We start from the raw sequence: 21,323 nt of genomic DNA on the forward strand, positions 1-21,323 counted from the left end.
GTCAGTTCTTGACGCGCAGCGACGGGTGGGCGGCCAGGAACGCGTCGGCCCGCCCGCCGCGCAGCGCGGTGAGGAAGTCGCGGCCGAGCGGCTTGAGCTGCTCACCCCGGTAGGCGCCGCCGCTGCTCACCCCGGCGCCGGGCAGCACGACGAGCGTGAGCCGGTCGGCCGGCAGGCCACCCAGGGCGTACGCGAAGTCGATCAGCTTCCGGCCGCCCCCGGCGTACACCAGGGTCTTGCCCAGCGCGGCCACCACCTGCTCGACCCGCTGCGGGTCGCGGGCGGTGCCCTGGTCGAGGATCTTGCGGGCCAGCGCCCGGAGAAGCTGCTGCTGGTGCCGCTGCCGGGTGTAGTCGCCGCCCGCGGTGTAGCGCTGCCGCGCGTAGTCGAGCGCCTGCCAGCCGGTCAGGTGCCGGGTGCCCTTCTCGTAGACCATCTGCGGCCCGATGTACCCGCCGCCGGTCAGGGTCCGCATGGTGCCGTCCGGGCGGCGGTGCCGGGAGGCGACCCGCTGGTCGACGTAGAGGTCCACCCCGCCGAGCGTGTCCACCAGCTTGTCGAAGCCGCCGAACGTGATCACCGCCCCGGCGTCGATGCGCAGCCCGGTGTAGCGGGAGACGGTGGTGCGCAGGAGTTCGTACCCCTGGGCGGTGCTGGGGTGGGCCTTGTCGCCCGGCACCCGGCTGCCGTAGCTCATCGCGTGGGTGAGCTTGGTCCGCCCGCCCGGGTAGCGGGCCTTCGGGTAGGCGGGGATGTCCACCACCAGGTCGCGGGGGAGCGAGAAGAGGTACGCCCGGTCCAGCCCGGCGGGTACGTGCAGCAGCAGCACGGCGTCGGCGTGCGGCTCCCAGCCGGGGATGCTGACCCGGGTGTCGACGCCGACGAGCAGCAGGTTGAGCGGGCCCTTCAGGTCGGCGCCGGGCGGCGGCGCCGGGCTGGCGGTGGTCGGGGCGGGTGTGGGCGACGCCGGGGGCGCGGTGGTCGGGCCGGCGGCCGGGGCGGCCGGGCGGTTCGCCACGAGCCGGGTGGTCACCACCGCTCCGGTGGCCACCAGCAGCGCCGCCACCAGTGCGGCCAGGCCCAGCAGGCGTCGTCTCGTCACGTTCTTTCCTCCCCGTGGAGTTCGACGCGCTGAGGGCCGCCGGAGGTTGCAGCGGCGGGAATCCCGGCGAATCGAGCGCTCTGCATGATCTGCGAAAAACACTCGCTGGCGCCATAGCTACCGGTCGGTAATGATGCGTTCATGCGTTACGACGTGGTCGTCATCGGTTCGGGCTTCGGCGGCAGCGTCACCGCGCTCCGGCTGGCCGAGAAGGGCTACACGGTGGGCGTCCTGGAGGCGGGGCGGCGCTTCGCCGACGACGAGTTCCCGCGTACGTCCTGGCGGGCGCGGCGGTTCCTCTGGGCGCCCAGGCTCGGCTGCTTCGGGCTCCAGCGGATCACGCTGCTGCGCTCGGCCGACCGCAAGGCCGGAGGCGGCGTGCTGGTGCTCTCCGGCGCCGGGGTCGGGGGTGGATCGCTGGTCTACGCGAACACGCTCTACGAACCGCTCGACGCGTTCTACGCCGACCCGCAGTGGCGGGACATCACCGACTGGCGCGACGAGCTGGCCCGCCACTACGACCAGGCGAAGCGGATGCTCGGCGTCACCACGTACCCGATCGACACCCGCGCGGACCAGGCCGTCCGCGCGGTGGCCGAGCGGATGGGGGTGGCGCACACCTACCACCCGACGCCGGTCGGGGTGCACATCGGGCGCCCGGGCGAGCGGGTGGCCGACCCGTACTTCGGCGGGGCCGGGCCGGACCGCACCGGGTGCAGCCACTGCGGAGCGTGCATGACCGGCTGCCGGCACGGCGCCAAGAACACGCTCGTGAAGAACTACCTCTGGCTGGCCGAGCGCCTCGGCGTGCAGGTGCACCCGCTGACCACTGTGACCGCCGTCCGCCCCGACCCGGCCGGCGGCTACGCGGTGCACACCGAGCGCACCGGCGCCTGGCTGCGCAAGCGGCGTGAGGTGATCCACGCCGACCAGGTGGTCTTCGCGGCCGGCGCGCTCGGCACCCAGCGGCTGCTGCACGAGATGAAGGCGACCGGCGCGCTGCCGGCGCTCTCGCCCCGGCTGGGCGAGCTGACCCGGACCAACTCCGAGGCCATCCTCGGCGCCTCGGTGGCGCCCGGCGCGGCCCGCCGGCGCGGCCTCGACTTCACCGAGGGAGTGGCGATCACCAGCTCGTTCCACCCCGACCCGCAGACCCACATCGAGCCGGTCCGCTACGGCAAGGGCTCCAACGCGATGGGCCTGCTCCAGTCGCTGCTCGTCGACGGCGGTCCCCGCCGGGCCCGGCGCTGGCTGGGCAGCATCGTCCGGCAGCCCGCGCTGGCGGCGCGGATGCTGTCGGTACGCCGCTGGTCCGAGCGCACCGTGATCGCGCTCGTCATGCAGTCGGTCGACAACTCGCTGACCACCCGCTACCGCAAGGGCCGGCTGGTCTCCGGCCCCGGCCACGGCGCGCCCAGCCCGACCTGGATCCCGGCCGGCAACACGGCGGCGCGGCTGCTCGCCGAGGAGATCGGCGGCACCCCCGGCGGGGCGGTCACCGAGCCGTTCAACATCCCGATGACGGCGCACATCCTCGGCGGCGCGGTGATCGGCGCCACCCCGGACGAGGGCGTCATCGACCCCTGGCACCGGGTGTACGGCCACCCGGGGCTGCACGTGGCCGACGGCGCGGCGGTCTCGGCGAACCTGGGCGTCAACCCGTCGCTGACGATCACCGCGCAGGCCGAGCGGGCCATGTCGTACTGGCCGAACAAGGGTGAGGCGGACCCCCGCCCGGCGCTCGGGTCGCCGTACACCCGGGTCGAGCCGGTCCCGCCGCGGCGGCCGGCCGTCCCCGCGCACGCCCCCGCCGCCCTGCGGTGAAAGGAAGGGCCCCTTCTTAACGCCTCCGGTAGAGGAAGGGGCCCTTGTTAACACATTCACCCCGCCACACCGCCGGGGCGCGTCCGCGCGGCCGGTGACTGTCGGTAGGCTTTGCGCACATGAGCACGCCTCGCCCCGTCCTCGTGGTGGACTTCGGAGCCCAGTACGCCCAGCTCATCGCGCGCCGTGTCCGCGAGGCGAGGGTCTACTCGGAGATCGTCCCGCATTCCATGCCGGTGTCCGAGATGCTGGCGAAGAACCCGGCCGCGATCATCCTGTCCGGTGGCCCGTCCAGCGTCTACGCACCGGGCGCCCCGCAGATCGACGCCGGGATGTTCGACGCCGGGGTGCCGGTCTTCGGCATCTGCTACGGCTTCCAGGCCATGGCGCAGGCGCTCGGCGGCACCGTCGCGCGCACCGGCAACCGCGAGTACGGCGGCACCCCGCTGCGCCCGCGCCTGACCGAGCCCGGTGTGCTGCTGCGCGACCTGCCGGCCGACCTGCCGGTCTGGATGAGCCACGGCGACTGCGTCACCGAGGCCCCGGACGGCTTCACCGTCACCGCCGAGTCGGCGGGGGCCCCGGTCGCCGCGTTCGAGGACCTGGCGGGCCGCCGGGCCGGCGTGCAGTTCCACCCGGAGGTCGGGCACACCGCGCACGGCCAGGAGATGCTCACCCGCTTCCTGTACGACATCGCCGGCGTCGAACCGACCTGGACGCCGTCGAACATCATCGACGAGCAGGTGGCCCGGATCCGCGAGCAGGTGGGCGACAAGGAGGTCATCTGCGGCCTCTCCGGCGGCGTCGACTCGGCGGTCGCTGCGGCGCTCGTGCACCGCGCCGTGGGCGATCAGCTCACCTGCGTGTTCGTGGACCACGGGCTGCTGCGGGCCGGTGAGGCCGAGCAGGTCGAGAAGGACTACGTGGCGGCCACCGGCATCAAGCTCAAGGTGGTCGACGCGCGGGAGCGGTTCCTCGGCGCGCTCGCCGGGGTGACCGACCCGGAGCAGAAGCGCAAGATCATCGGCCGGGAGTTCATCCGCGTCTTCGAGGCCGCCGCTCGGGAGATCGCCGCGCACGGCGACGTGGAGTACCTGGTGCAGGGCACGCTCTACCCGGACGTGGTGGAGTCCGGCGGCGGCACCGGCACCGCCAGCATCAAGAGCCACCACAACGTCGGCGGCCTGCCCGAGGACCTGAAGTTCTCCCTGGTCGAGCCGCTGCGCACGCTGTTCAAGGACGAGGTCCGCACGATCGGCCTGGAGCTGGGGCTGCCCGAGGCGATGGTGTGGCGGCACCCGTTCCCCGGCCCGGGCCTGGCCATCCGGATCATCGGCGCGGTCGACGAGGAGCGCCTCGCCGTGCTCCGCAAGGCCGACCTGATCGCCCGGCAGGAGCTGTCCGCGGCCGGCCTGGACCGGGGCGTCTGGCAGTTCCCGGTGGTCCTGCTGGCCGACGTGCGCAGCGTCGGGGTGCAGGGCGACGGGCGCACCTACGGTCACCCGGTGGTGCTGCGTCCGGTCTCCAGCGAGGACGCGATGACCGCCGACTGGTCCCGGCTGCCCTACGACGTGGTGGCCCGGATCTCCACCCGGATCACCAACGAGGTCGCCGAGGTCAACCGCGTGGTGCTGGACGTGACCAGCAAGCCGCCGGGCACCATCGAGTGGGAGTGACGCCGCTCAGGCCGCGGGCGGCGCTCCGGCGTCCGGCCGCGGCGGCGTCTGCGGTCCGGCCCCGGGCTGGGGCGTAGCCGGCGGGACCGGTGCGGCCGGCGGGACCGGCGGCCAGCCCGGCGCGGTGCCCGGCGGGTGCGGCCAGGCGGGCGCGCCGGCCGGCTCCTCGGGCATCAGGAACCACATGATCGGGTACGCGAGCGCGGCGAGCCCGCCGGTGAGCACCGTGGCGGTCGCGAAGATCACCCGGATCAGCGTGGGGTCGGCGGCGAAGTAGCGGCCGAGGCCGCTCGCCACACCGGCGATCATGCGGTCGCTGACCGGCCGGCGGAGCTGCTTGTACGGGGCCTGGGAGGGGTTCGGGAAGGTCATGTGTCAACGGTCCCGGGCACCGTGGCGGCCGACCTCGGTGACCGCCCGGACACTTACCCTGACCCATCCCTGAGGCGCCAGCCAAGAGTCAGGAATCTGACTCTTTTCGATGTCGGTAACCCGCTCCGGGGAGAATTTGCTCCCGTGACCACCTCGCTGGAGCCGCTCCGCAGGATCGCGGCATACGCAGTTTGTGCTGATTCGAACGGCCGAGTGTTGCTGGTCCGCGCATCGGAGCGCTCCGGCACCCCCGGCACCTGGTCGCTCCCCGGAGGAGCTGTCGACCACGGTGAGGACCCCAAACACACGGTCGTACGGGAGACCGCGGCCGAGACCGGGCTCTCGGTGGCGGTCGCCGGCCTCCAGGACGTGCTCGCCGACATGCGGGCGCTGCCCGAGCGGCGCATCACGATCCACACCGACCGGCTCCTCTACACCGTGTCGGTCCGCGGCGGGACGCTCACCGAGCGGGTCGACCGCCCGACCGACCTGGCCCGCTGGTTCACCCTCGACGAGGCCCGGGGGCTGCCGCTGCGGTCGTTCACCGCGCGTGCCCTGGGCCTGCCCACCTCCACCGACGACATCGTCCCGGAGGAGGTGCCCGAGTTCCCGTCGTTCTACGCCGTCCCCGGCCCGGACGGGCTGCACCGGGCGCAGCGCTTCGCCGCGTACGCGGTGGTGACCGACCCGGAGGAGCGGGTGCTGCTGACCCGGGTCTCCGACGGCTACCCGGGCGCCGGCTGCTGGCACCTGCCCGGCGGCGGCACCGACTACGGCGAGCAGCCGGGTGCGGCGCTGATCCGGGAACTGGTCGAGGAGACCGGCCAGACCGGCCGTCTGGTCGAGCTGCTCGGGGTGGCCAGTCACCGGGACGCCGCCTCGCTCGGCCCGGAGGGCTACCCGATCGACTGGCACGGCGTACGCGCCTTCTACCGGGTGGTGGTCGACCAGCCCGCGCCGCCCACCGTGGCGGACATCGGCGGCTCCACCTGCGAGGCCCGCTGGTTCCGTCGGGAGGAACTCGGCGCCCTCCCCACCGACCGCCTCACCGAGGTGACAGCCGAAGCAGTCCAGGCCGCCCACCTCCTCTAACCCCCACCCCCGCCCCACCCGGGCGCCCGCCCCGGCGATCATGAAGTTGACGGCGCGAAATGTCCGCCTCGGTACCGCTAACCTCATGATCGACGGAGTGGGGCGCGGGGAGTGCGCGGGGGCGCGCGGGCGGGGGAGGGTGCTGTGGAGCAGCGGCGGCGGGTCGGGGCGTACGGGGTGCTGCGGGACTCCGAGGGGCGGGTGTTGCTGGCGCGTGGCTCGGCGCGGTGCCCGTACCCGGGGGTGTGGCAGTTTCCCGGCGGCGGCGTCGAGCACGCGGAGCACCCGGCCGACACCGTGGTACGCGAGTTCGCCGAGGAGACCGGGCTGACCGTGGCGCCGGGCGCGATCCGGGCCGCGGTGGCCGACGTGGCCGCGTTCGCCGCCCTGGGGATCGTGCTGCACACCGATCGGCTGATCTTCGACCTGGAGGCACGTGGCGGGCGGCTGCGACCCGAGCCGGCCGGTGGCAGCGACGAGGTGGGCTGGTTCACGCCCGAGGAGGCCGCCGCCCGGCCGCTGATGCCGTTCACCGCCGAGCTGCTCGGCCTGCCGGTGACTCCGCTGCCGGCCGACCTGCCCCGGGCGCTGCCCGGCGAGCCGGCCGGACCGGCCGTCGACCGGCGGCAGCGCTTCGCCGCGTACGGGCTGGTCACCGACCCCGCCGACCGGGTGCTGCTCACCATGATCGCCGACGGTTATCCGGGGGCGGGCCGCTGGCACCTGCCCGGGGGCGGCACCGACCACGGCGAGCAGCCGGCCGCCGGGCTGCTGCGCGAGCTGGTCGAGGAGGCCGGGCAACTGGGCCGGGTGGTCGACCTGATCGCCGTGGACAACCTGCACAACCCGGCCGCGCTCGGTCCGGAGGGCCGCCCGCTGGACTGGCACGGCGTCCGGGTGATCTACCGGGTGCGCGTGGACGCGCCGACCGACGCCGTGGTGACCGAGCTGGCCGGCGGCTCGACCGCACGGGCCGCCTGGTTCGCCCCGGAGCAGGTCACGGCCCTGTCGATGACCGACGTCGCGGCCCGGGCCACCGGGCAGCGGGTGAGCTGAATCGCTCACCGAGCCGCCCTGGGTGGCCTCCGGTACAGTCGGGAGTACGGCTGACCGACGAAAACGGGCGTTGAGGCCCGAGATGGGAATGAGTGGGCGGTTCGCGCGGTTAAGGGAGATATAAGTACCGCCGGCAGCTATCGCCAAGCCCCTGTCCCCTGTGCAATGGTGTACTCCGCAAAAGGGCTGCCGGACCCGAAAGGTCCGGCACGAGACAGCCGGACACCCGCCCCGCAGTGGGCGGCCAGCCGATCCGGTGATGGAGGAAACGTGCCGAGAGCCCCATGGCGCCGGCGTCGTACGACTGACAGTCCGCGCCCCGCAGGGCGTCGCTGGGCGGGCAGGTTGCGCCGCAGCAGTACGTTCGCCCGCCAGGTGCTGCTGGTCCGGGTGGGCCGCCGGGACGGCGCGGCCGTCTCGGGGACCGACCTGGTCACCCCCGACCACCGCTACGCCGACCGCCAGCGCCTCCGCTACGGCCGGCTCGACACCGACATCGAGGCGGTACGCCCGATCAGCCCGGCGCTCGCGCCGGCCGCCCCGGTCGACGACGAGTCCCCGGCGATGTCGATCCCGCTCCTGCCGGGTGAGCGCACCGCCGCCCGCCGGGCCAAGTTCGCGCTCGTCAACGCGTGCACGCTGAGCAGCCTCATGCTCGGCATGCTGGCCATCTTCCTGGCCATGCGCGGTGACGTGCAGATCGCCGCGGTCTGCCTGATCGCGTGCGTCGCGTTCGACGGCCTCGACGGCGCGCTGGCCCGCAAGCTCGGTGTGGCCAGCCCGTTCGGCGCGCAGATGGACTCGCTCGCCGACATGTGCTCCTTCGGCCTCGCCGCGCCGGTCGTGGTCTACGCCTCGCTGGCCGGTTCGGTGCCGCCGGCGGCCGCCGCGGTCTCCTGCGCGCTCGTCGCCGCCTGCGCCGCGATCCGGCTCGCCCGGTTCAACGTCTCGCCGAAGGACGGCCGCTTCTTCTGCGGCGTGCCGACCACCATGGCGGCGGCCGTGCTCGCCCTGACCGTGGCCATCGGCGTGCCGGTCTCCGGTCTGGTCATGGTGGCCGGCGTGGCGCTGCTCGCCTTCGCCATGGTCTCCAGCTTCCCGTACGCGAAGCTCGCCCGGCTGCTGAAGCTGCCGCCGTGGCTCTGGCTGGCCCCGGTGATCGGCGCGCTCGTCGACATCCGGCTCACGTTCGCCCTCGTGGTGGTGGGCTACCTGGTCAGCGGGCCGCTGCTCTGGCTGCACCAGCGCCGTACCGCCTGACCCTGGCAACGAAGAAGGGGCGCCGCCGCAGCGGCGCCCCTTCTTCGTGTCCGGCGCTCAGCGCCAGCGGGCGATCACCGTCGCGCCGCCGACCACCTTGTCGCCCGGACCGACGAGCGGGTCCGCGGCGTCGGCCGGCAGGTAGACGTCGGTACGCGAGCCGAACCGGATCAGGCCGAAGCGCTCACCCCGGGCCAGCAGCGAACCGACTGGTGCCCGCTGCACGATCCGGCGGGCGATCAGCCCGGTGCGCTGCGCCACCACCACGGTGCCGTGGTCGGTGTCCAGCACCGTGTACGCCGCCACGTTGTGCTCGGCGTCCGGCTTCATGGCGTTGACGAACCCGCCGTCGGCGACGAAGTAGTCGACCACCTTGCCGGCCACCGGGGCGCGGTTGACGTGCACATCCAGCACCGACAGGAAGACCGCGATCCGCAGCCACTCGCCGTCACCGAAGCGCTCGTCCTGGAGGCGCTGCACGGACAGCACCTGACCGTCCGCCGAGGCGACGACTGCCGACGGGTCCTCCGGCACGTCCCGCTCCGGGTCGCGGAAGAACGCGGCCACCGGCGCGGCGGCCAGCGCCGGCAGCAGCCAGAGCTTCGACTTCGGCCGCGCGGCCCGGGCCAGGGCGGCCAGGCCGAGCGTGATGCCGGCCGCGGCCACCCCGTTCGAGTCGATGTGCATGCCCCGGGTCAGCGGCACGCTCGACGGCCGGTACGCCGGGGACAGCGAGGCCGCGAGCGCGACCGGCGCCGGGGTGAACCGCAGGTGGTGCACGCGTACCGGCGGGGTGTTGCGCAGCACCAGGTCGGTGCGCACGCCGTGCAGCACGCCCTGCCGGTCCAGCTCGCCGTCGGCGCCCTCCGTGCGGAACAGCGGCGCGGCGACGCTCAGCACCGCGCCCTCGGCGAGGTACTTCGCCAGCCCGTCGACAGCGGCGCGAGCCTCCTCCGCGGTGCCGGTGAACGGCTCGGCGACGACCACCACCGCGGCGGCGTCCGCCTCGGCGAGCGTGTCGGCCACGCGTACCCGGTCGGCGACCCAGCGGCCCTGCGCGGTGACGTGCTCGCGCAGCGCGGCCGCCGCGGCGCCCTCCGCCGGCACCACGGTGAGCCGGTCACCGGGGAGCAGCGCCTCGATCGCGGCGGCCAGCACCGCGGACTCCGGGGTCGCGCCGACCAGCAGGCCGGCCTTCGGGTCGTTACGCCGGGCGAACTCGCTGACGAGCGTGCGGGCGGCGCGCTCGCCGATGCGGACCGCACCGGAGGGACCGGTGACGCGCACGGCGGGGGACTGGGTCATGTCGGACGGGCTCCTGACGAGATAGCGAACGGACGGGGCGGCTCCGGCGACCCGACCGGTGGCTCCGGCGTGTCGGGGGCGCGGGCCGGCCGGCGGAGACGAGGTCTCCGCCGACCAGCATAGGCCGCGTCCGAAGGGTGCCGCAGTGGCGCGGTCAGGCCGGATCCCCCGGCGTACGGCGCTGCGGAGCCGCCTCGCCGGCCGGCGGATCGAGTGGCGGCAGTTCGCGGGTGGCCGGCTCCGAGGAGTCGGTGGTGGCCTCGGTGGCCCGCTCGTCGGCGCCGTCGGGCTTCTCCGCGCCACCGGCCGTCTCCGGGCCACCGGCCGTCTCGGCGCCGGCGGCGGGGGAGCCGTACGGCGCCGAGACCGTGACCTCCGGCGCGGACTGCGGCGCGGGCTGCTCCGGGGCGCGGCCCGAGCGCAGTGCGCCGAGCAGTCCGAGCAGTCCGATCAGCACCAGCCCGCCGGCCAGGAACCAGCCGACCGGGGGTACGGAGAGGCCGAGGATCCGGGCCAGCAGCCACCAGACGGACAGGCCGAGGAAGACGAGTCCGAAAGCGAACGACACGATGTCGGTACGGTGTGCCTTCACCGGGTCACCTCCAGCTTGCCGGCGTTCACGTGGACGTAGAGGCGCAGCTTGCCGCCACCGGGACCGTCGGCCCCCGCGTCGGTGGTCTCCCACTGCCGGCCGCCGAGCCCGCCGCTGCGCCGGCCGAAGACCGTGGCGTCGCCGGCGTTCACGTCGGCCACTGTGGTCACGTCGACGTTCGGCGGTACGACCACAGTCGCGTTGCCGAGGTTGACGTCGACGGTCACCTGGACGTCCTGCTTGTCGAAGTCGATCCCGCGCAGGTCGAGCGTCGCGTCACCGAGGTTGTTCTCGTACCGGTCGGCCAGGTCGCGCAGGTCGGTCGGCGCCCAGGTGACGTTGCCGTCGATGCCGCGTACCCGGTCGTAGGACTCGGCGACTGTGGCGATGCCGAGCGCCGCCGCTGTCACCAGGCCCAGGGCGATCAGCCAGCGCGCCCGGCCGAACCAGGTGCCGACGAGCAGACCGAGGCCGATGGTCGCGAGCACCGCGGCGAAGTAGCCGGCGGCGCCGACCGGGAAGACGTCGAGCAGGTCGAGCATGGCCACCACGCCGAGCGCCAGGAAGATCAGCGAGAACGTGATCGCGCCGAGCGGCGAGCGCTCCTTGGGCCGCTTCGGCGGTCGCGGCGGCCGGACCGGTGGCGGGACGGGCGGCGATCCGGCGTACGGGCCGTGCGGGGCGAACGGTGGCCGGTAACCGCCGGGCGGCAGCGGTGCGCCCACCGGGGCGGGCGGCGGCACGGCGGCCGGCTCGTCCAGCCGGGCGCCCGCGTCCCGTGCCCCCGGCCAGGCCGGGTTCGCGCCGTAGGCCGGCCAGGTGGCGGTGTCGGCGACCGGGCCGGTCACCTGCCGCATCGCGACGGTCGTCGGCTCGGACGGGCCCGGCCGGGTGCCGGCCGCGGCGGGCCAGCCCGGCGCCGGCAGCGTCGGGTAGCCGGTAGCGGGCCCGGGGTGCCCCGGCTCGCGCTCCGCGTCGGACGTCGCCGGGTGCCCCGGCTCGGAAGGCGACGCCGGCGGGTAGCCCGGCTCGGACGCGGACACCGGTGGGTAGCCGGGCTCGGATGCGGACGCCGGTGGGTAGCCGGGCTCGGCGGGCAGGCCGCTGGACGGCGCCGCCCCGGGGTGTACCGGTCCGGCGGGCGTGCCGGTCCACCGTGCCGCGGGGGGAGCCGCGGTCCAGGTGCCCGGCGCCGGCGCCGATGGCGCGGGCCAGGCCACCGGTGGCACCGGGCCCGGCGGGTGACCGTGCGGGGGCGCCGGCTGAGCCGGTCGCGGCGCCGCGCCACGCTGCTCGCGGTTGAGCAGGAGCGCGCCGCCGACCAGGATCACCGCGCCGAGCAGGATCGCCCGGAACCCGTCGGTGACGACGTAGGCGAAGCCGAGCGCCACCACGATGCCGAGCACGATCACCGTGATCGGGGACATGCTGGAGCGGCCCCGGCCGAGCATGGCCTCCACCGGCGAGGCGGTGTCGCCCTCGCCGGGGATGATCAGCCAGCCGGCGACGTACACGATGATCCCGATGCCGCCGAAGAAGCCGAGCACGGCCAGCAGTACGCGCCACAGCACCGGGTCGGTGTTCGTGGCCCGGCCGATGGCGGCGCACACCCCGGCCAGGTAGCGGCCCTCGCGGGGGCGTACCAGGCCGTACCGGGTGGTGAAGCCGGCGGCGCCGGGCGGTGGGGCGTACCCACCGGGTGGCGGACCGGCGAACGGCGTGCCGCCGCCGGGCGGCGGGGTCGCCTGGTCGGTGGTGGGCGCCGTTCCCGGCGGGGGCGGCGGGGCGTCCTGTGCTGCCGCCCAGGGGCGGGGCGGACGGGCAGCGTCCTCGTTCATGCCTTCGATACTGCTGCCCCGGCCGCCCGAACAGCCTCCGGACCCGACCCTGACCCCACCCTGAGATCCGCCGCCGGTGAAACTCCGGGGCGTCCCCGTGGTCCCGGGTGTCGCGGCCGTGTGACGATCTGAGCGTCGGCGCCGCCGGCGTGTCCGCCTCGACCTGGGAGCCTCCGATCAGCAGCACCCCCGCCCCGCACGCCCCGCGCCTCTACCGGGCCACCGACCACCGGCTGGCCGCCGGGGTGGCCGCGGGCATCGCCGAGCACCTGGGCATCCCGGTGCTGCGGGTACGCGTGGCGTTCATGGTGCTGCTCGGGCTGAGCGGGCTCGGGCTGCTGCTCTACGCCGCCTTCTGGGCGGTGGTCCCGCCCCGCCCCGGCGACACCGCCGTCCCGCCCCGCCGCGACCTCGCCCAGCTGCTGCCGTTCGTGGTGATCGGGCTCGGTGTCCTGCTGCTCCAGGTGGTCGCGTTCAACTCGGTGGGCGCGGCCGGCACCGCCGGCTGGCTGGTGGCGATCATCGCGGTCGGCGCGGGCGTCATCTGGCACCAGTCCGCCCCGGAGCGTCGCCGGCAGTGGGGCGACTCGCCGGTGCCCTGGCTCGGCGCGGTGGTGGAGGAGAGCGACAGGCGCGCGTTCGTGCTGCGCTTCATCGGCGGCGGCGTGCTCGTCGCGGTCGGCATCATCGGTGTGGCGGCCGTCTACTCGCCGGCGCAGAACTTCGACGCGGTGCTCAACGGCGTGATCTTCGCGCTGGTCGGGCTGGCCGGCGTGGGTGTGGTCACCGGTCCGGTGCTCTGGCGCACCTGGAACCAGCTCCGCTCCGAGCGGGAGGGCCGCATCCGGGAGCAGGAGCGCGCCGAACTGGCCGCGATGGTGCACGACCAGGTGCTGCACACGCTGGCCCTGATCCAGCGCAACGCCAGCGACGTCAAGACGGTGCAGCGGCTGGCCCGCGGTCAGGAGCGCTCGCTGCGCAACTGGCTCTACAAGCCGGCCGCCTCGCCCACCGAGCGCTTCGCGGCCGCCCTGGAGCAGGCCGCCGCCGAGGTGGAGGACACGTTCGCCATCACCGTCGAGGTGGTGGTGGTCGGCGACCGGGAGACCGACGAGCGGGTGGGCGCGATCGTGGCCGCCGCCCGGGAGGCCCTGGTCAACGCGGCCCGGCACGCCGGTGTGCAGACCGTGTCGCTGTACGCCGAGGTGGAGCCGGAGCAGGTGAGCGTGTTCGTCCGGGACCGGGGCAAGGGCTTCGACCCGGATACGGTGGAGAATCACCGGCACGGCGTCCGGGGCTCGATCATCGGACGGATGAAGCGGCACGGCGGCCGGGCGGAGATCCGGTCCGAGCCGGGGGAAGGGACCGAGGTCCGGCTGATCCTGCCGATCAGCGGCTCCGGCTCCACGGCGGAAAGGGACAAGTGACATGTCCGAGCAGGAACCGGTCGAGGGTACGGCGCCGCGCGGGCCGCTGCGGGTGTTCCTCGTCGACGACCACGCGATGTTCCGGGCCGGCGTCCGCGCCGAACTGGGCGCGCGGGTGGAGGTCGTCGGCGAGGCCAGCTCGGTGGCCGAGGCGGTGACCCGGATCGCGGCCACCGCGCCGGACGTGGTGCTGCTCGACGTGCACATGCCCGAAGGCGGCGGTCGCGCGGTGCTGGAGGCGATGCGGCGTACCCACCCGCAGGTGCGGTTCCTGGCACTGAGCGTCTCCGACGCCGCCGAGGACGTGATCGGCCTGATCCGCGCCGGCGCGCGGGGGTACGTCACGAAGACGATCTCACCGGAGGAGCTGACCGACGCGATCCGGCGGGTGGCCGACGGCGACGCGGTGTTCAGCCCGCGGCTGGCCGGGTTCGTGCTCGACGCGTTCGCCTCCCGGCCGGACGCGCCGGTGGCCGACCCCGAGCTGGACCAGCTCACCAACCGCGAGCGCGAGGTGCTGCGGCTGCTGGCCCGGGGGTACGCGTACAAGGAGATCGCCAAGGAGCTGTACATCTCGATCAAGACGGTCGAGACGCACGTCTCCAACGTGTTGCGCAAGCTCCAGATGTCGAACCGGTACGAGCTGTCCCGCTGGGCCGCCGACCGCCGGCTGGTCTAGGACTCCACGCCCGCTCCGGGGGGCGGGGCCACGGCGGCCTCGTACCCCAGGGGCCCCGTTGCTGCCCGCTCAGTCGGCATGGCATCATCCGGACGGACAAAAAACGCCGCAGTCGTGCGCCCGCGAGAGTCGCCGAGGCCTGCGCGGTGAACCTCACAACCCCGCGTTCGCAGGGACATCCGTCGACCTCTCTGTGCCCGTCTTGCCTGTTCAGGGCCCTATCGTCCGTACACTTTGTGATCTTTTCTCAAGTATCGGCAACGTGGCGACCAACTAACGGCTTGATAACGGCACCTTCACGGAAAGGGCCGGTTGGTGTCACAGTGGCAGCACCTCACCCCCCGGTGTGAGGCATCTCGTCGGGCCTGCCGACCACGTGACGCCGTCTTTCGCGCCGCCGCGTGGCCGCCGACCCTGCGCGGTGTCTCGTCCAGGGTGTGGCGCCCGGCGGATCGGTACCCCTGGGGTGTCCCGAATTCCTCTGCGGTAAACCGGCGTCCTGCGGTTCGGGTCGCCGGTGGTGTCACCCCCAAGACGTGCGTGAAACTCACGACGGAACCAGGTTAAGAAAGAGGAGGCCCCTCGGAATGAGAGTCTCGAAGCGGGCGAGCGGCGCGCTCGCGGTGGGCGCGGCATTCGCGCTCGTCGCGTCCGGCTGCTCCAGCGGGAACAACGACGGTGGCGACGCCGGCGCCAGCAGCGACGGCGCGATCGTCATCGACGGCACCCAGCCGGAGAACCCCCTGGTTCCGGCGAACACCACCGAGACCGGTGGTGGCGCGATCATCGACTGGATGTGGAGCGGTCTGGTCGAGTACCCCAACAACGGTGGGGCGCCGCAGAACCTGCTCGCCGAGTCGATCGACACGACCGACTCGAAGGTCTTCAAGATCAAGATCAAGCAGAACACCAAGTTCCACGACGGCACCACCGTCAAGGCCGAGAGCTTCGTCAAGGCCTGGAACTGGGCGGCCTACGGCCCGAACGGCGCGCAGAACGCCTCCTTCTTCTCCGACATCCAGGGCTTCGACGAGGTCTACACCGAGGACCCGGACGGCCCGGACGGCCCGCAGAAGGCCCCGGAGCCGAAGGCCAAGGAGATGTCCGGCCTGAAGGTCGTCGACGACTGGAACTTCGAGGTCACGCTCACCGCGCCGACCGCCGTGTTCCCGACCAAGCTCGGCTACAGCGCCTTCGTGCCGCTGCCGGACGCGTTCTTCTCGTCCACCCCGGCTGACTTCGGCAAGAAGCCGATCGGTAACGGCCCGGTCAAGCTCGTCTCCTGGCAGGACGACGTCGAGATCAAGCTGACCCGCTTCGACGACTACAGCCTGCGCGACAAGATGAAGATCAAGGACGTCACCGTCAAGATCTACCAGGACGACACGGCGGCGTACAACGACCTGCTCGCCGGCAACCTGGACTTCCAGCAGCAGGTTCCGGTCTCCGCGCTGGCCGGCGAGAAGTGGAAGACCGACCTGGGCGAGCGGGCTCTGTCCTCGACCACCCCGTCGACCGGCATCATCGCCTTCCCGATCTACGACAAGCGCTTCCAGAACCCGAAGCTGCGCAAGGCGATCTCGCTGTCCATCGACCGGCAGTCGATCACCGACAAGATCTTCTTCGGTACCCGCAAGCCGGCCGACAGCTGGGCCAACCCGCTGACCCCGGGCGCCGAGCCGGGCAACTGCACCTCCTGCAAGTTCGACGTGGCCCAGGCCAAGCAGCTCCTCACCGAGGCCGGTGGCTTCCAGGGCAAGCTGACCCTGTCGTACAACGCGGACGCCAGCCACAAGGAGTGGATGGAGGCCGTCGCCCAGCAGATCAAGACCAACCTGGGCATCGACGCGGTTGCCGTCGGCGTGCCGACCTTCGCGGTCTTCCGCGCCAACATCAACGCCTACAAGATGACCGGCGCCTACCGGGCCGGCTGGCAGCAGGACTACCCGGACGTCGAGAACTGGATCAACCCGCTCTACGTCACCGGCGGTTCCTCGAACGACGGCAAGTACAGCAACCCGCAGGTGGACGCCCTCGCCAAGGAGGCCACCGCGGCCCCCAGCATCGAGGAGGCCCACAAGAAGTTCGCTGAGGCCGTCAAGCTGATCGACCAGGACGTCCCCTCCATGCCGATCTACTTCGGTGGCCAGCAGTCCGGCCACTCGGAGAAGATCAAGAAGGTGGAGCTGACCAACGTCGGTGAGCTCGACATCACCTCGGTCGAGCTCTGATCCGAACGGTCTGACCCCGGGTCGGGCTCGCCTACCGGTGAGCCCGACCCGGGGCCGTTCCGCGAGGGGGTGTACAACGAACCCCTCGCATGTTGTCGCCGCCGCGCCGGCCTAGCCGGCGCTCCCTGTCTGGAGGACCACCCCATGGGCCGTTATCTCTTGAGACGGCTGCTGCAACTCGTGCCGGTGTTCATCGGCACGACGTTCCTGATCTACTGGCTCGTCTGGTCCGTGCCCGGTGACCCCTTCGCCGGCAAGTGCGGCGATCGCGGTTGCCCGCCCAACTACCGGGCCATGATGACCGAGAAGTACAACCTCGACGAGTCGATCTGGGTGCAGTACGCCAGCTACATGAAGAACCTCGTGCAGGGGGACTTCGGTATCACGTTCGGCGGTCGCGAGATCAGCGACATCATCGCCACGTCGTACCCGAACACCCTGAAGCTGGCGGTGGTCGCCCTCGCCATCGAGGCCGTGATCGGTCTCGGCGCGGGCATCCTGACCGGTCTGCGGCGCAACGGTTTCCTGGACAACCTGGTCCTCGTGTCCACCCTCTTCCTGATCGCCCTGCCGGTCTTCGTCATCGGCTTCGTGCTGCAGTGGCTGCTCGGTGTGAAGTGGGGCATCATCAACCCGACCGTGTCCAACGAGATGCGGTTCAGCGAACTGATCGTGCCGGGCTTCGTGCTCGGAAGCGCATCGATGGCCTACATCGCCCGGGTGGCGCGTACGAGCATCGCCGAGAACCGGCGTGCCGACTACGTCCGCACCGCGATCGCGAAGGGCCTGCCGATGCGCCGCGTGGTCGGCGTGCACCTGCTGCGCAACTCGCTCATCCCGGTGGTCACGCTGCTCGGCACCGACCTCGGCGCCCTGATGGGTGGCGCGATCGTGACCGAGGGCATCTTCGGCATCAACGGCATCGGCCGGCAGGTGCTCCGCTCGATCGTCACGAAGGAGAGCGCTACCGTTGTCGGCATCGTGGTGGTGCTGGTGCTCGTCTATCTCGTGATGAACCTGGTGGTCGACCTGCTCTACGCCGCCCTCGACCCGAGGATCCGCTATGAGTGACCGCCGCAGCGAACGAATCGTCCCAGCAGTCTGCGCGGGTAACCACGCCCGCGCCGAGCGCAGCGAGGTGCGGGCATGAGTGACCCGAATACCGCGTCGATCGTGACGACGCCGCCCGCGACCATGCCCACCGAGGCCGGTTCGGGCGCCCCCACCAACGCCGGCCTCCCGGAGAGCGCCAAGCAGCAGAAGCCCCGCGGTCTGCTCGGCGACGCCTGGATCGACCTGCGCCGCAAGCCCTTGTTCTGGATCTCGGCGACGATCATCGTGGTGTTCCTCGTGATGGCCGCCTTCCCCTGGCTGTTCACCTCCGGCGACGCGGTCAACGGCACGCTGGAGCGCAGCCGGGTCGAGCCGTCGTCGGCCGCCTGGTTCGGCTACGACGTGCAGGGCCGCGACGTCTACGCCCGGGTCATCTACGGCGCCCGCGCCTCGATCGTGGTCGCGGTGGTCTCCACCGTCCTGACGCTGGTCGTCGGCGGCACGATGGGCATCATCGCCGGCTACCGCGGCGGCTGGGTGGACGCACTGCTGTCCCGAATCGCGGACATCTTCTTCGGCCTGCCGTTCGTGCTCGGCGCGATCGTCATCCTCACCACGTTCAACGGGTCCGGCACCGACAACGGCGAGTGGACGATCATGGGGCTGGTCATCCTGTCCCTGAGCGTGCTGAGCTGGCCGGTCGTGATGCGGCTGATGCGCTCCTCGGTGCTCGCCACCAAGGAGGCCGACTACATCGTCGCGGCCCGCGCGCTCGGCGCCGGCACCGGCCGGATCATCCTCAAGCACCTGCTGCCGAACTGCCTGGCCCCGCTGCTGGTCTACGGCACGATCATGGTCGGCTCGTTCATCGGCGCGGAGGCCACGCTCTCGTTCCTGGGCATCGGCCTGAAGAGCCCGGTCGTCTCCTGGGGCATCATGATCAGCGAGGCGCAGAACTACATCCGGGTCTCGCCGTACCTGCTGTTCTTCCCCGCCGCGTTCCTCGTCGCCGCTGTGCTGAGCTTCGTCATGCTCGGCGAGGCGGTCCGCGAGGCCCTCGACCCGAAGCTCCGATAGGGGAACTGACTTGTCCGACATTCTCGTGTCCGAGCAGTCCGCGGCGGGCGCCGACGGATCCGGCCGCCCTTCGGGCCGCCTGCTCGAGGTCGACGACCTGCGGGTGGAGTTCCGTACCCGGGACGGCGTCGCCAAGGTCATCAACGGAGTCACGTACCACGTCGACGCGGGGGAGACCCTCGCCGTGCTCGGCGAGTCCGGCTCCGGCAAGAGCGTCACCGCGCAGACCATCATGGGCATCCTGGACACCCCGCCCGGCTTCGTCACCGGTGGAAAGGTCCGCTTCCACGGCAAGGACATGCTCGCCATGTCCCCCGAGCAGCGGCGGCGGATCCGGGGCGAGGGCATCGCCATGATCTTCCAGGACTCGCTCTCGGCCCTCAACCCGGTTTTCACAGTCGGCTTCCAGATCGCCGAGCAGTTCCGCATCCGGCGCGGCATGAGCCGCTCGGACGCCAAGAAGCGCGCGATCGAGATGCTCGACCAGGTGAAGATCCCCAACGCCAAGGGCCGGTTCAGCAACTACCCGCACCAGTTCTCCGGCGGTATGCGGCAGCGCGCGATGATCGCCATGTCGCTGGCGCTGGACCCCGAGGTGCTGATCGCCGACGAGCCGACCACCGCGCTGGACGTGACGGTGCAGGCCCAGATCATGGACCTGCTCGGCGAACTCCAGCGGGAACGGCAGATGGGCATGATCCTGATCACCCACGACCTCGGCGTGGTCGCCGACGTCGCGGACCGGATCGCGGTCATGTACGCCGGGCGGATCGTCGAGGAAGCCGACGTCTACGACCTGTACCGCAAGCCGGGACACCCGTACACGCTCGGCCTGCTCAACTCGATCCCGCGGATGGACGAGAAGGGGCAGGAGCTCCGGACCATCAAGGGCCTCCCGCCGAACCTGATGAACATCCCGCCGGGCTGCGCGTTCAACCCGCGCTGCCCGATGGCGCAGCCGGTGTGCCGGGAGAAGGTCCCGCCGCTGCTGCAACTGGGCAACGGCCGGGCCAGCGCCTGCCACTTCGCCGAGGAGCTGGTGAACCGTGACTGAGAACATCATCGAGGTTCGTGACCTGGTCAAGCACTACCCCGTGACCCGGGGCGTGGTGTTCAAGAAGACCATCGGCCACGTCAAGGCGGTCGACGGTGTCTCGTTCGAGCTGAAGGCCGGCGAGACGCTCGGCGTGGTCGGCGAGTCCGGCTGCGGCAAGTCGACGCTCGCCCGGGTGCTGATGAACCTGGAGAAGCCGACCGGCGGCCAGGTGCTCTACAAGGGCCAGGACATCTCCAAGCTCTCCGGTGGCGCGCTGCGGCGGCTGCGCCGGCAGATCCAGCTGGTGATGCAGGACCCGTACACCTCGCTGAACCCCCGGATGACGGTGGGTGACCTGATCGGCGAGCCGTTCGAGATCCACCCCGAGGTGGCCCCGCGCGGCAGCCGGCGCAGCAAGGTCAAGGAGCTGCTCGACCTGGTCGGCCTCAACCCGGAGCACATCAACCGGTACCCGCACCAGTTCTCCGGCGGTCAGCGGCAGCGCATCGGCATCGCCCGGGCGCTGGCGCTGCGGCCCGAGGTGATCGTCTGCGACGAGCCGGTGTCGGCCCTGGACGTCTCGATCCAGGCCCAGGTGATGAACCTGCTGGAGAAGCTCCAGGCCGAGTTCGGGCTGTCGTACGTCTTCATCGCCCACGACCTGTCGGTGGTGCGGCACCTCTCCGACCGGGTCGCCGTGATGTACCTGGGCAAGATGGTGGAGATCGGCACCGAGGACGAGATCTACGAGCGGCCGACCCACCCGTACACCCAGGCGCTGCTGTCGGCGGTGCCGGTGCCGGACCCGACCGTGCGGGAGAGCAAGGCGATCATCCGGCTCCAGGGCGACGTGCCGTCGCCGGTCAGCCCGCCCTCGGGCTGCCGGTTCCGCACGCGGTGCTGGAAGGCGCAGGACATCTGCGCCCAGGAGGTGCCGCTGCTCCAGATCCGGCCGGGCTCGGACCACCCGAGCGCCTGCCACTTCGCGGAGAAGCGGGAGATCGTCGTCACCCACGAGGTGGCCTGATCCAACCGGACCGCCTGCCGGTGTCGTTACGACACCGGCAGGCGGTTCGTCGTCTCCGTGGGCGTCACCGCGTCCGCGCGGACGTCACAGCGGGCCACGGCCGGCGCGCAGCAGCAGGAGCGCGAGCTGGGTGCCGTCCGCGCCGAGCTCGGACCGGAACCGCTCCAGGATCTCCCGCTCGCGGGAGAGCACCAGCCGGGTTCCGCCGGACGCCATCCGGGTCGCGCCGACCTCCTGGGAGAGCGCGGCCCGCTCCTGCCAGAGCGCGATGAGGGTGCGGTCGATCTCGTCGATCCGCCGCCGGATCTCACCGATCCGCTCCGCCGCCGCCGCGTCGTCGGTGCCGGTCCGGGCCGCCGCGGCCCCGGTCGGCTCGCCGCCGGCCGGCCGGTCGTGCCGCGCCAGGCTGCCGCTGGACTCCACCACGTCAGTCATCATCGTCGTCCCTCTCGGGGCTCGGGCCCGGTACCCGGATCCCGGAACGAAAACGCCCCGGGCTCTGGGGAGCCCGGGGCGTTTCGTAGGTCTGTGATCAGGCGCGACCCACGGCTGCCGGACTCCCGGTGCCGTAGTAAAAGTAGAAGCGCTGATCGAACACGTCGTCGAGTATGCCGACCACCTGGGCGGGCGCGCAAGAAGACGCACCAACAGGTGAGACGTGACGGCGTGCGCGCAG

General features: G+C 72.4%; 18 protein-coding genes. 12 read left to right on the forward strand and 6 right to left on the reverse strand.

Annotated elements, in window-relative coordinates:
- Position 1: 1 nt before the first annotated feature.
- Positions 2–1,102: an LCP family protein gene (locus ABIH81_RS12235; protein WP_349880359.1), complete on the reverse strand. Its 1,101-nt coding sequence runs from the start codon at positions 1,100–1,102 to the stop codon at positions 2–4.
- Between the two features lie 141 nt (positions 1,103–1,243).
- On the opposite strand from ABIH81_RS12235, the gene ABIH81_RS12240 reads away from it, so the two are divergent.
- Both ABIH81_RS12240 and guaA read left to right on the forward strand, forming a co-directional pair.
- Positions 1,244–2,926 carry a GMC family oxidoreductase gene (locus tag ABIH81_RS12240; RefSeq protein ID WP_349880360.1) on the forward strand — a complete coding sequence of 561 codons (1,683 nt, stop codon included), beginning with the start codon at positions 1,244–1,246 and terminating at the stop codon, positions 2,924–2,926.
- A gap of 119 nt (positions 2,927–3,045) precedes the next feature.
- Entirely contained in the window at positions 3,046–4,602 is a 1,557-nt protein-coding gene (guaA, locus tag ABIH81_RS12245) for a glutamine-hydrolyzing GMP synthase (protein WP_349880361.1), read from the forward strand.
- A gap of 6 nt (positions 4,603–4,608) precedes the next feature.
- Here guaA and ABIH81_RS12250 read toward each other — a convergent pair whose 3' ends face one another.
- Positions 4,609–4,974, reverse strand: coding sequence for a PspC domain-containing protein (locus tag ABIH81_RS12250; RefSeq protein WP_349880362.1), 366 nt, complete (start codon positions 4,972–4,974; stop codon positions 4,609–4,611).
- Positions 4,975–5,118: 144 nt separating this feature from the next.
- Here ABIH81_RS12250 and ABIH81_RS12255 point away from each other — a divergent pair, with 144 nt between their 5' ends.
- The 3 genes from ABIH81_RS12255 to ABIH81_RS12265 all read left to right on the forward strand — a co-directional run bounded on the left by ABIH81_RS12255 (position 5,119) and on the right by ABIH81_RS12265 (position 8,382).
- Entirely contained in the window at positions 5,119–6,066 is a 948-nt protein-coding gene (locus ABIH81_RS12255; protein WP_349880363.1) for an NUDIX domain-containing protein, read from the forward strand.
- 144 nt (positions 6,067–6,210) lie between these two features.
- On the forward strand, positions 6,211–7,122 hold the full coding sequence (locus tag ABIH81_RS12260) for an NUDIX hydrolase (protein WP_349880364.1): 912 nt from the start codon (positions 6,211–6,213) through the stop codon (positions 7,120–7,122).
- A gap of 345 nt (positions 7,123–7,467) precedes the next feature.
- A complete protein-coding gene (locus ABIH81_RS12265; protein WP_349880365.1) occupies positions 7,468–8,382 on the forward strand; it encodes a CDP-alcohol phosphatidyltransferase family protein in 915 nt (304 codons plus the stop codon).
- A gap of 57 nt (positions 8,383–8,439) precedes the next feature.
- Here the strand turns inward: ABIH81_RS12265 and ABIH81_RS12270 are convergent, their stop codons facing one another.
- From ABIH81_RS12270 to ABIH81_RS12280, 3 genes are all read right to left on the reverse strand, one after another.
- Entirely contained in the window at positions 8,440–9,687 is a 1,248-nt protein-coding gene (locus ABIH81_RS12270) for a phosphatidylserine decarboxylase (RefSeq protein WP_349880366.1), read from the reverse strand.
- 154 nt (positions 9,688–9,841) lie between these two features.
- Positions 9,842–10,279, reverse strand: a complete 438-nt coding sequence (locus tag ABIH81_RS12275; protein ID WP_349881287.1) for a hypothetical protein — start codon at positions 10,277–10,279, stop codon at positions 9,842–9,844.
- A complete protein-coding gene (locus ABIH81_RS12280) occupies positions 10,276–12,117 on the reverse strand; it encodes a PspC domain-containing protein (protein WP_349880367.1) in 1,842 nt (613 codons plus the stop codon). Before ABIH81_RS12280 ends, ABIH81_RS12275 begins: the two co-directional genes overlap by 4 nt.
- Before the next feature lie 176 nt (positions 12,118–12,293).
- On the opposite strand from ABIH81_RS12280, the gene ABIH81_RS12285 reads away from it, so the two are divergent.
- The 7 genes from ABIH81_RS12285 (at position 12,294) to ABIH81_RS12315 (ending at position 20,647) form a co-directional block, all read left to right on the forward strand.
- The gene (locus tag ABIH81_RS12285) at positions 12,294–13,544 is read left to right on the forward strand and encodes a PspC domain-containing protein (RefSeq protein WP_349881077.1); all 1,251 of its coding nucleotides are present in this window, start codon (positions 12,294–12,296) and stop codon (positions 13,542–13,544) included.
- A 1-nt stretch (position 13,545) separates the two neighbouring features.
- Positions 13,546–14,223: a response regulator transcription factor gene (locus ABIH81_RS12290; RefSeq protein WP_302905363.1), complete on the forward strand. Its 678-nt coding sequence runs from the start codon at positions 13,546–13,548 to the stop codon at positions 14,221–14,223.
- A 587-nt stretch (positions 14,224–14,810) separates the two neighbouring features.
- Positions 14,811–16,454, forward strand: a complete 1,644-nt coding sequence (locus ABIH81_RS12295) for an ABC transporter substrate-binding protein (protein WP_349880368.1) — start codon at positions 14,811–14,813, stop codon at positions 16,452–16,454.
- A gap of 144 nt (positions 16,455–16,598) precedes the next feature.
- Entirely contained in the window at positions 16,599–17,525 is a 927-nt protein-coding gene (locus ABIH81_RS12300; protein ID WP_252449641.1) for an ABC transporter permease, read from the forward strand.
- A 75-nt stretch (positions 17,526–17,600) separates the two neighbouring features.
- Positions 17,601–18,584, forward strand: a complete 984-nt coding sequence (locus ABIH81_RS12305) for an ABC transporter permease (protein ID WP_349880369.1) — start codon at positions 17,601–17,603, stop codon at positions 18,582–18,584.
- Between the two features lie 25 nt (positions 18,585–18,609).
- Positions 18,610–19,638 carry an ABC transporter ATP-binding protein gene (locus tag ABIH81_RS12310; RefSeq protein WP_349881078.1) on the forward strand — a complete coding sequence of 343 codons (1,029 nt, stop codon included), beginning with the start codon at positions 18,610–18,612 and terminating at the stop codon, positions 19,636–19,638.
- A complete protein-coding gene (locus ABIH81_RS12315; protein ID WP_349880370.1) occupies positions 19,631–20,647 on the forward strand; it encodes a dipeptide ABC transporter ATP-binding protein in 1,017 nt (338 codons plus the stop codon). The genes ABIH81_RS12310 and ABIH81_RS12315 overlap by 8 nt, the downstream gene beginning before the upstream one ends.
- An 84-nt stretch (positions 20,648–20,731) precedes the next feature.
- Here ABIH81_RS12315 and ABIH81_RS12320 read toward each other — a convergent pair whose 3' ends face one another.
- The gene (locus tag ABIH81_RS12320; protein ID WP_349880371.1) at positions 20,732–21,085 is read right to left on the reverse strand and encodes a chorismate mutase; all 354 of its coding nucleotides are present in this window, start codon (positions 21,083–21,085) and stop codon (positions 20,732–20,734) included.
- Positions 21,086–21,323: the final 238 nt, after the last annotated feature.

This window comes from Micromonospora sp. HUAS YX12, from assembly GCF_040215685.1.
Taxonomy (GTDB): Bacteria; Actinomycetota; Actinomycetes; order Mycobacteriales; family Micromonosporaceae; genus Micromonospora; species Micromonospora tulbaghiae.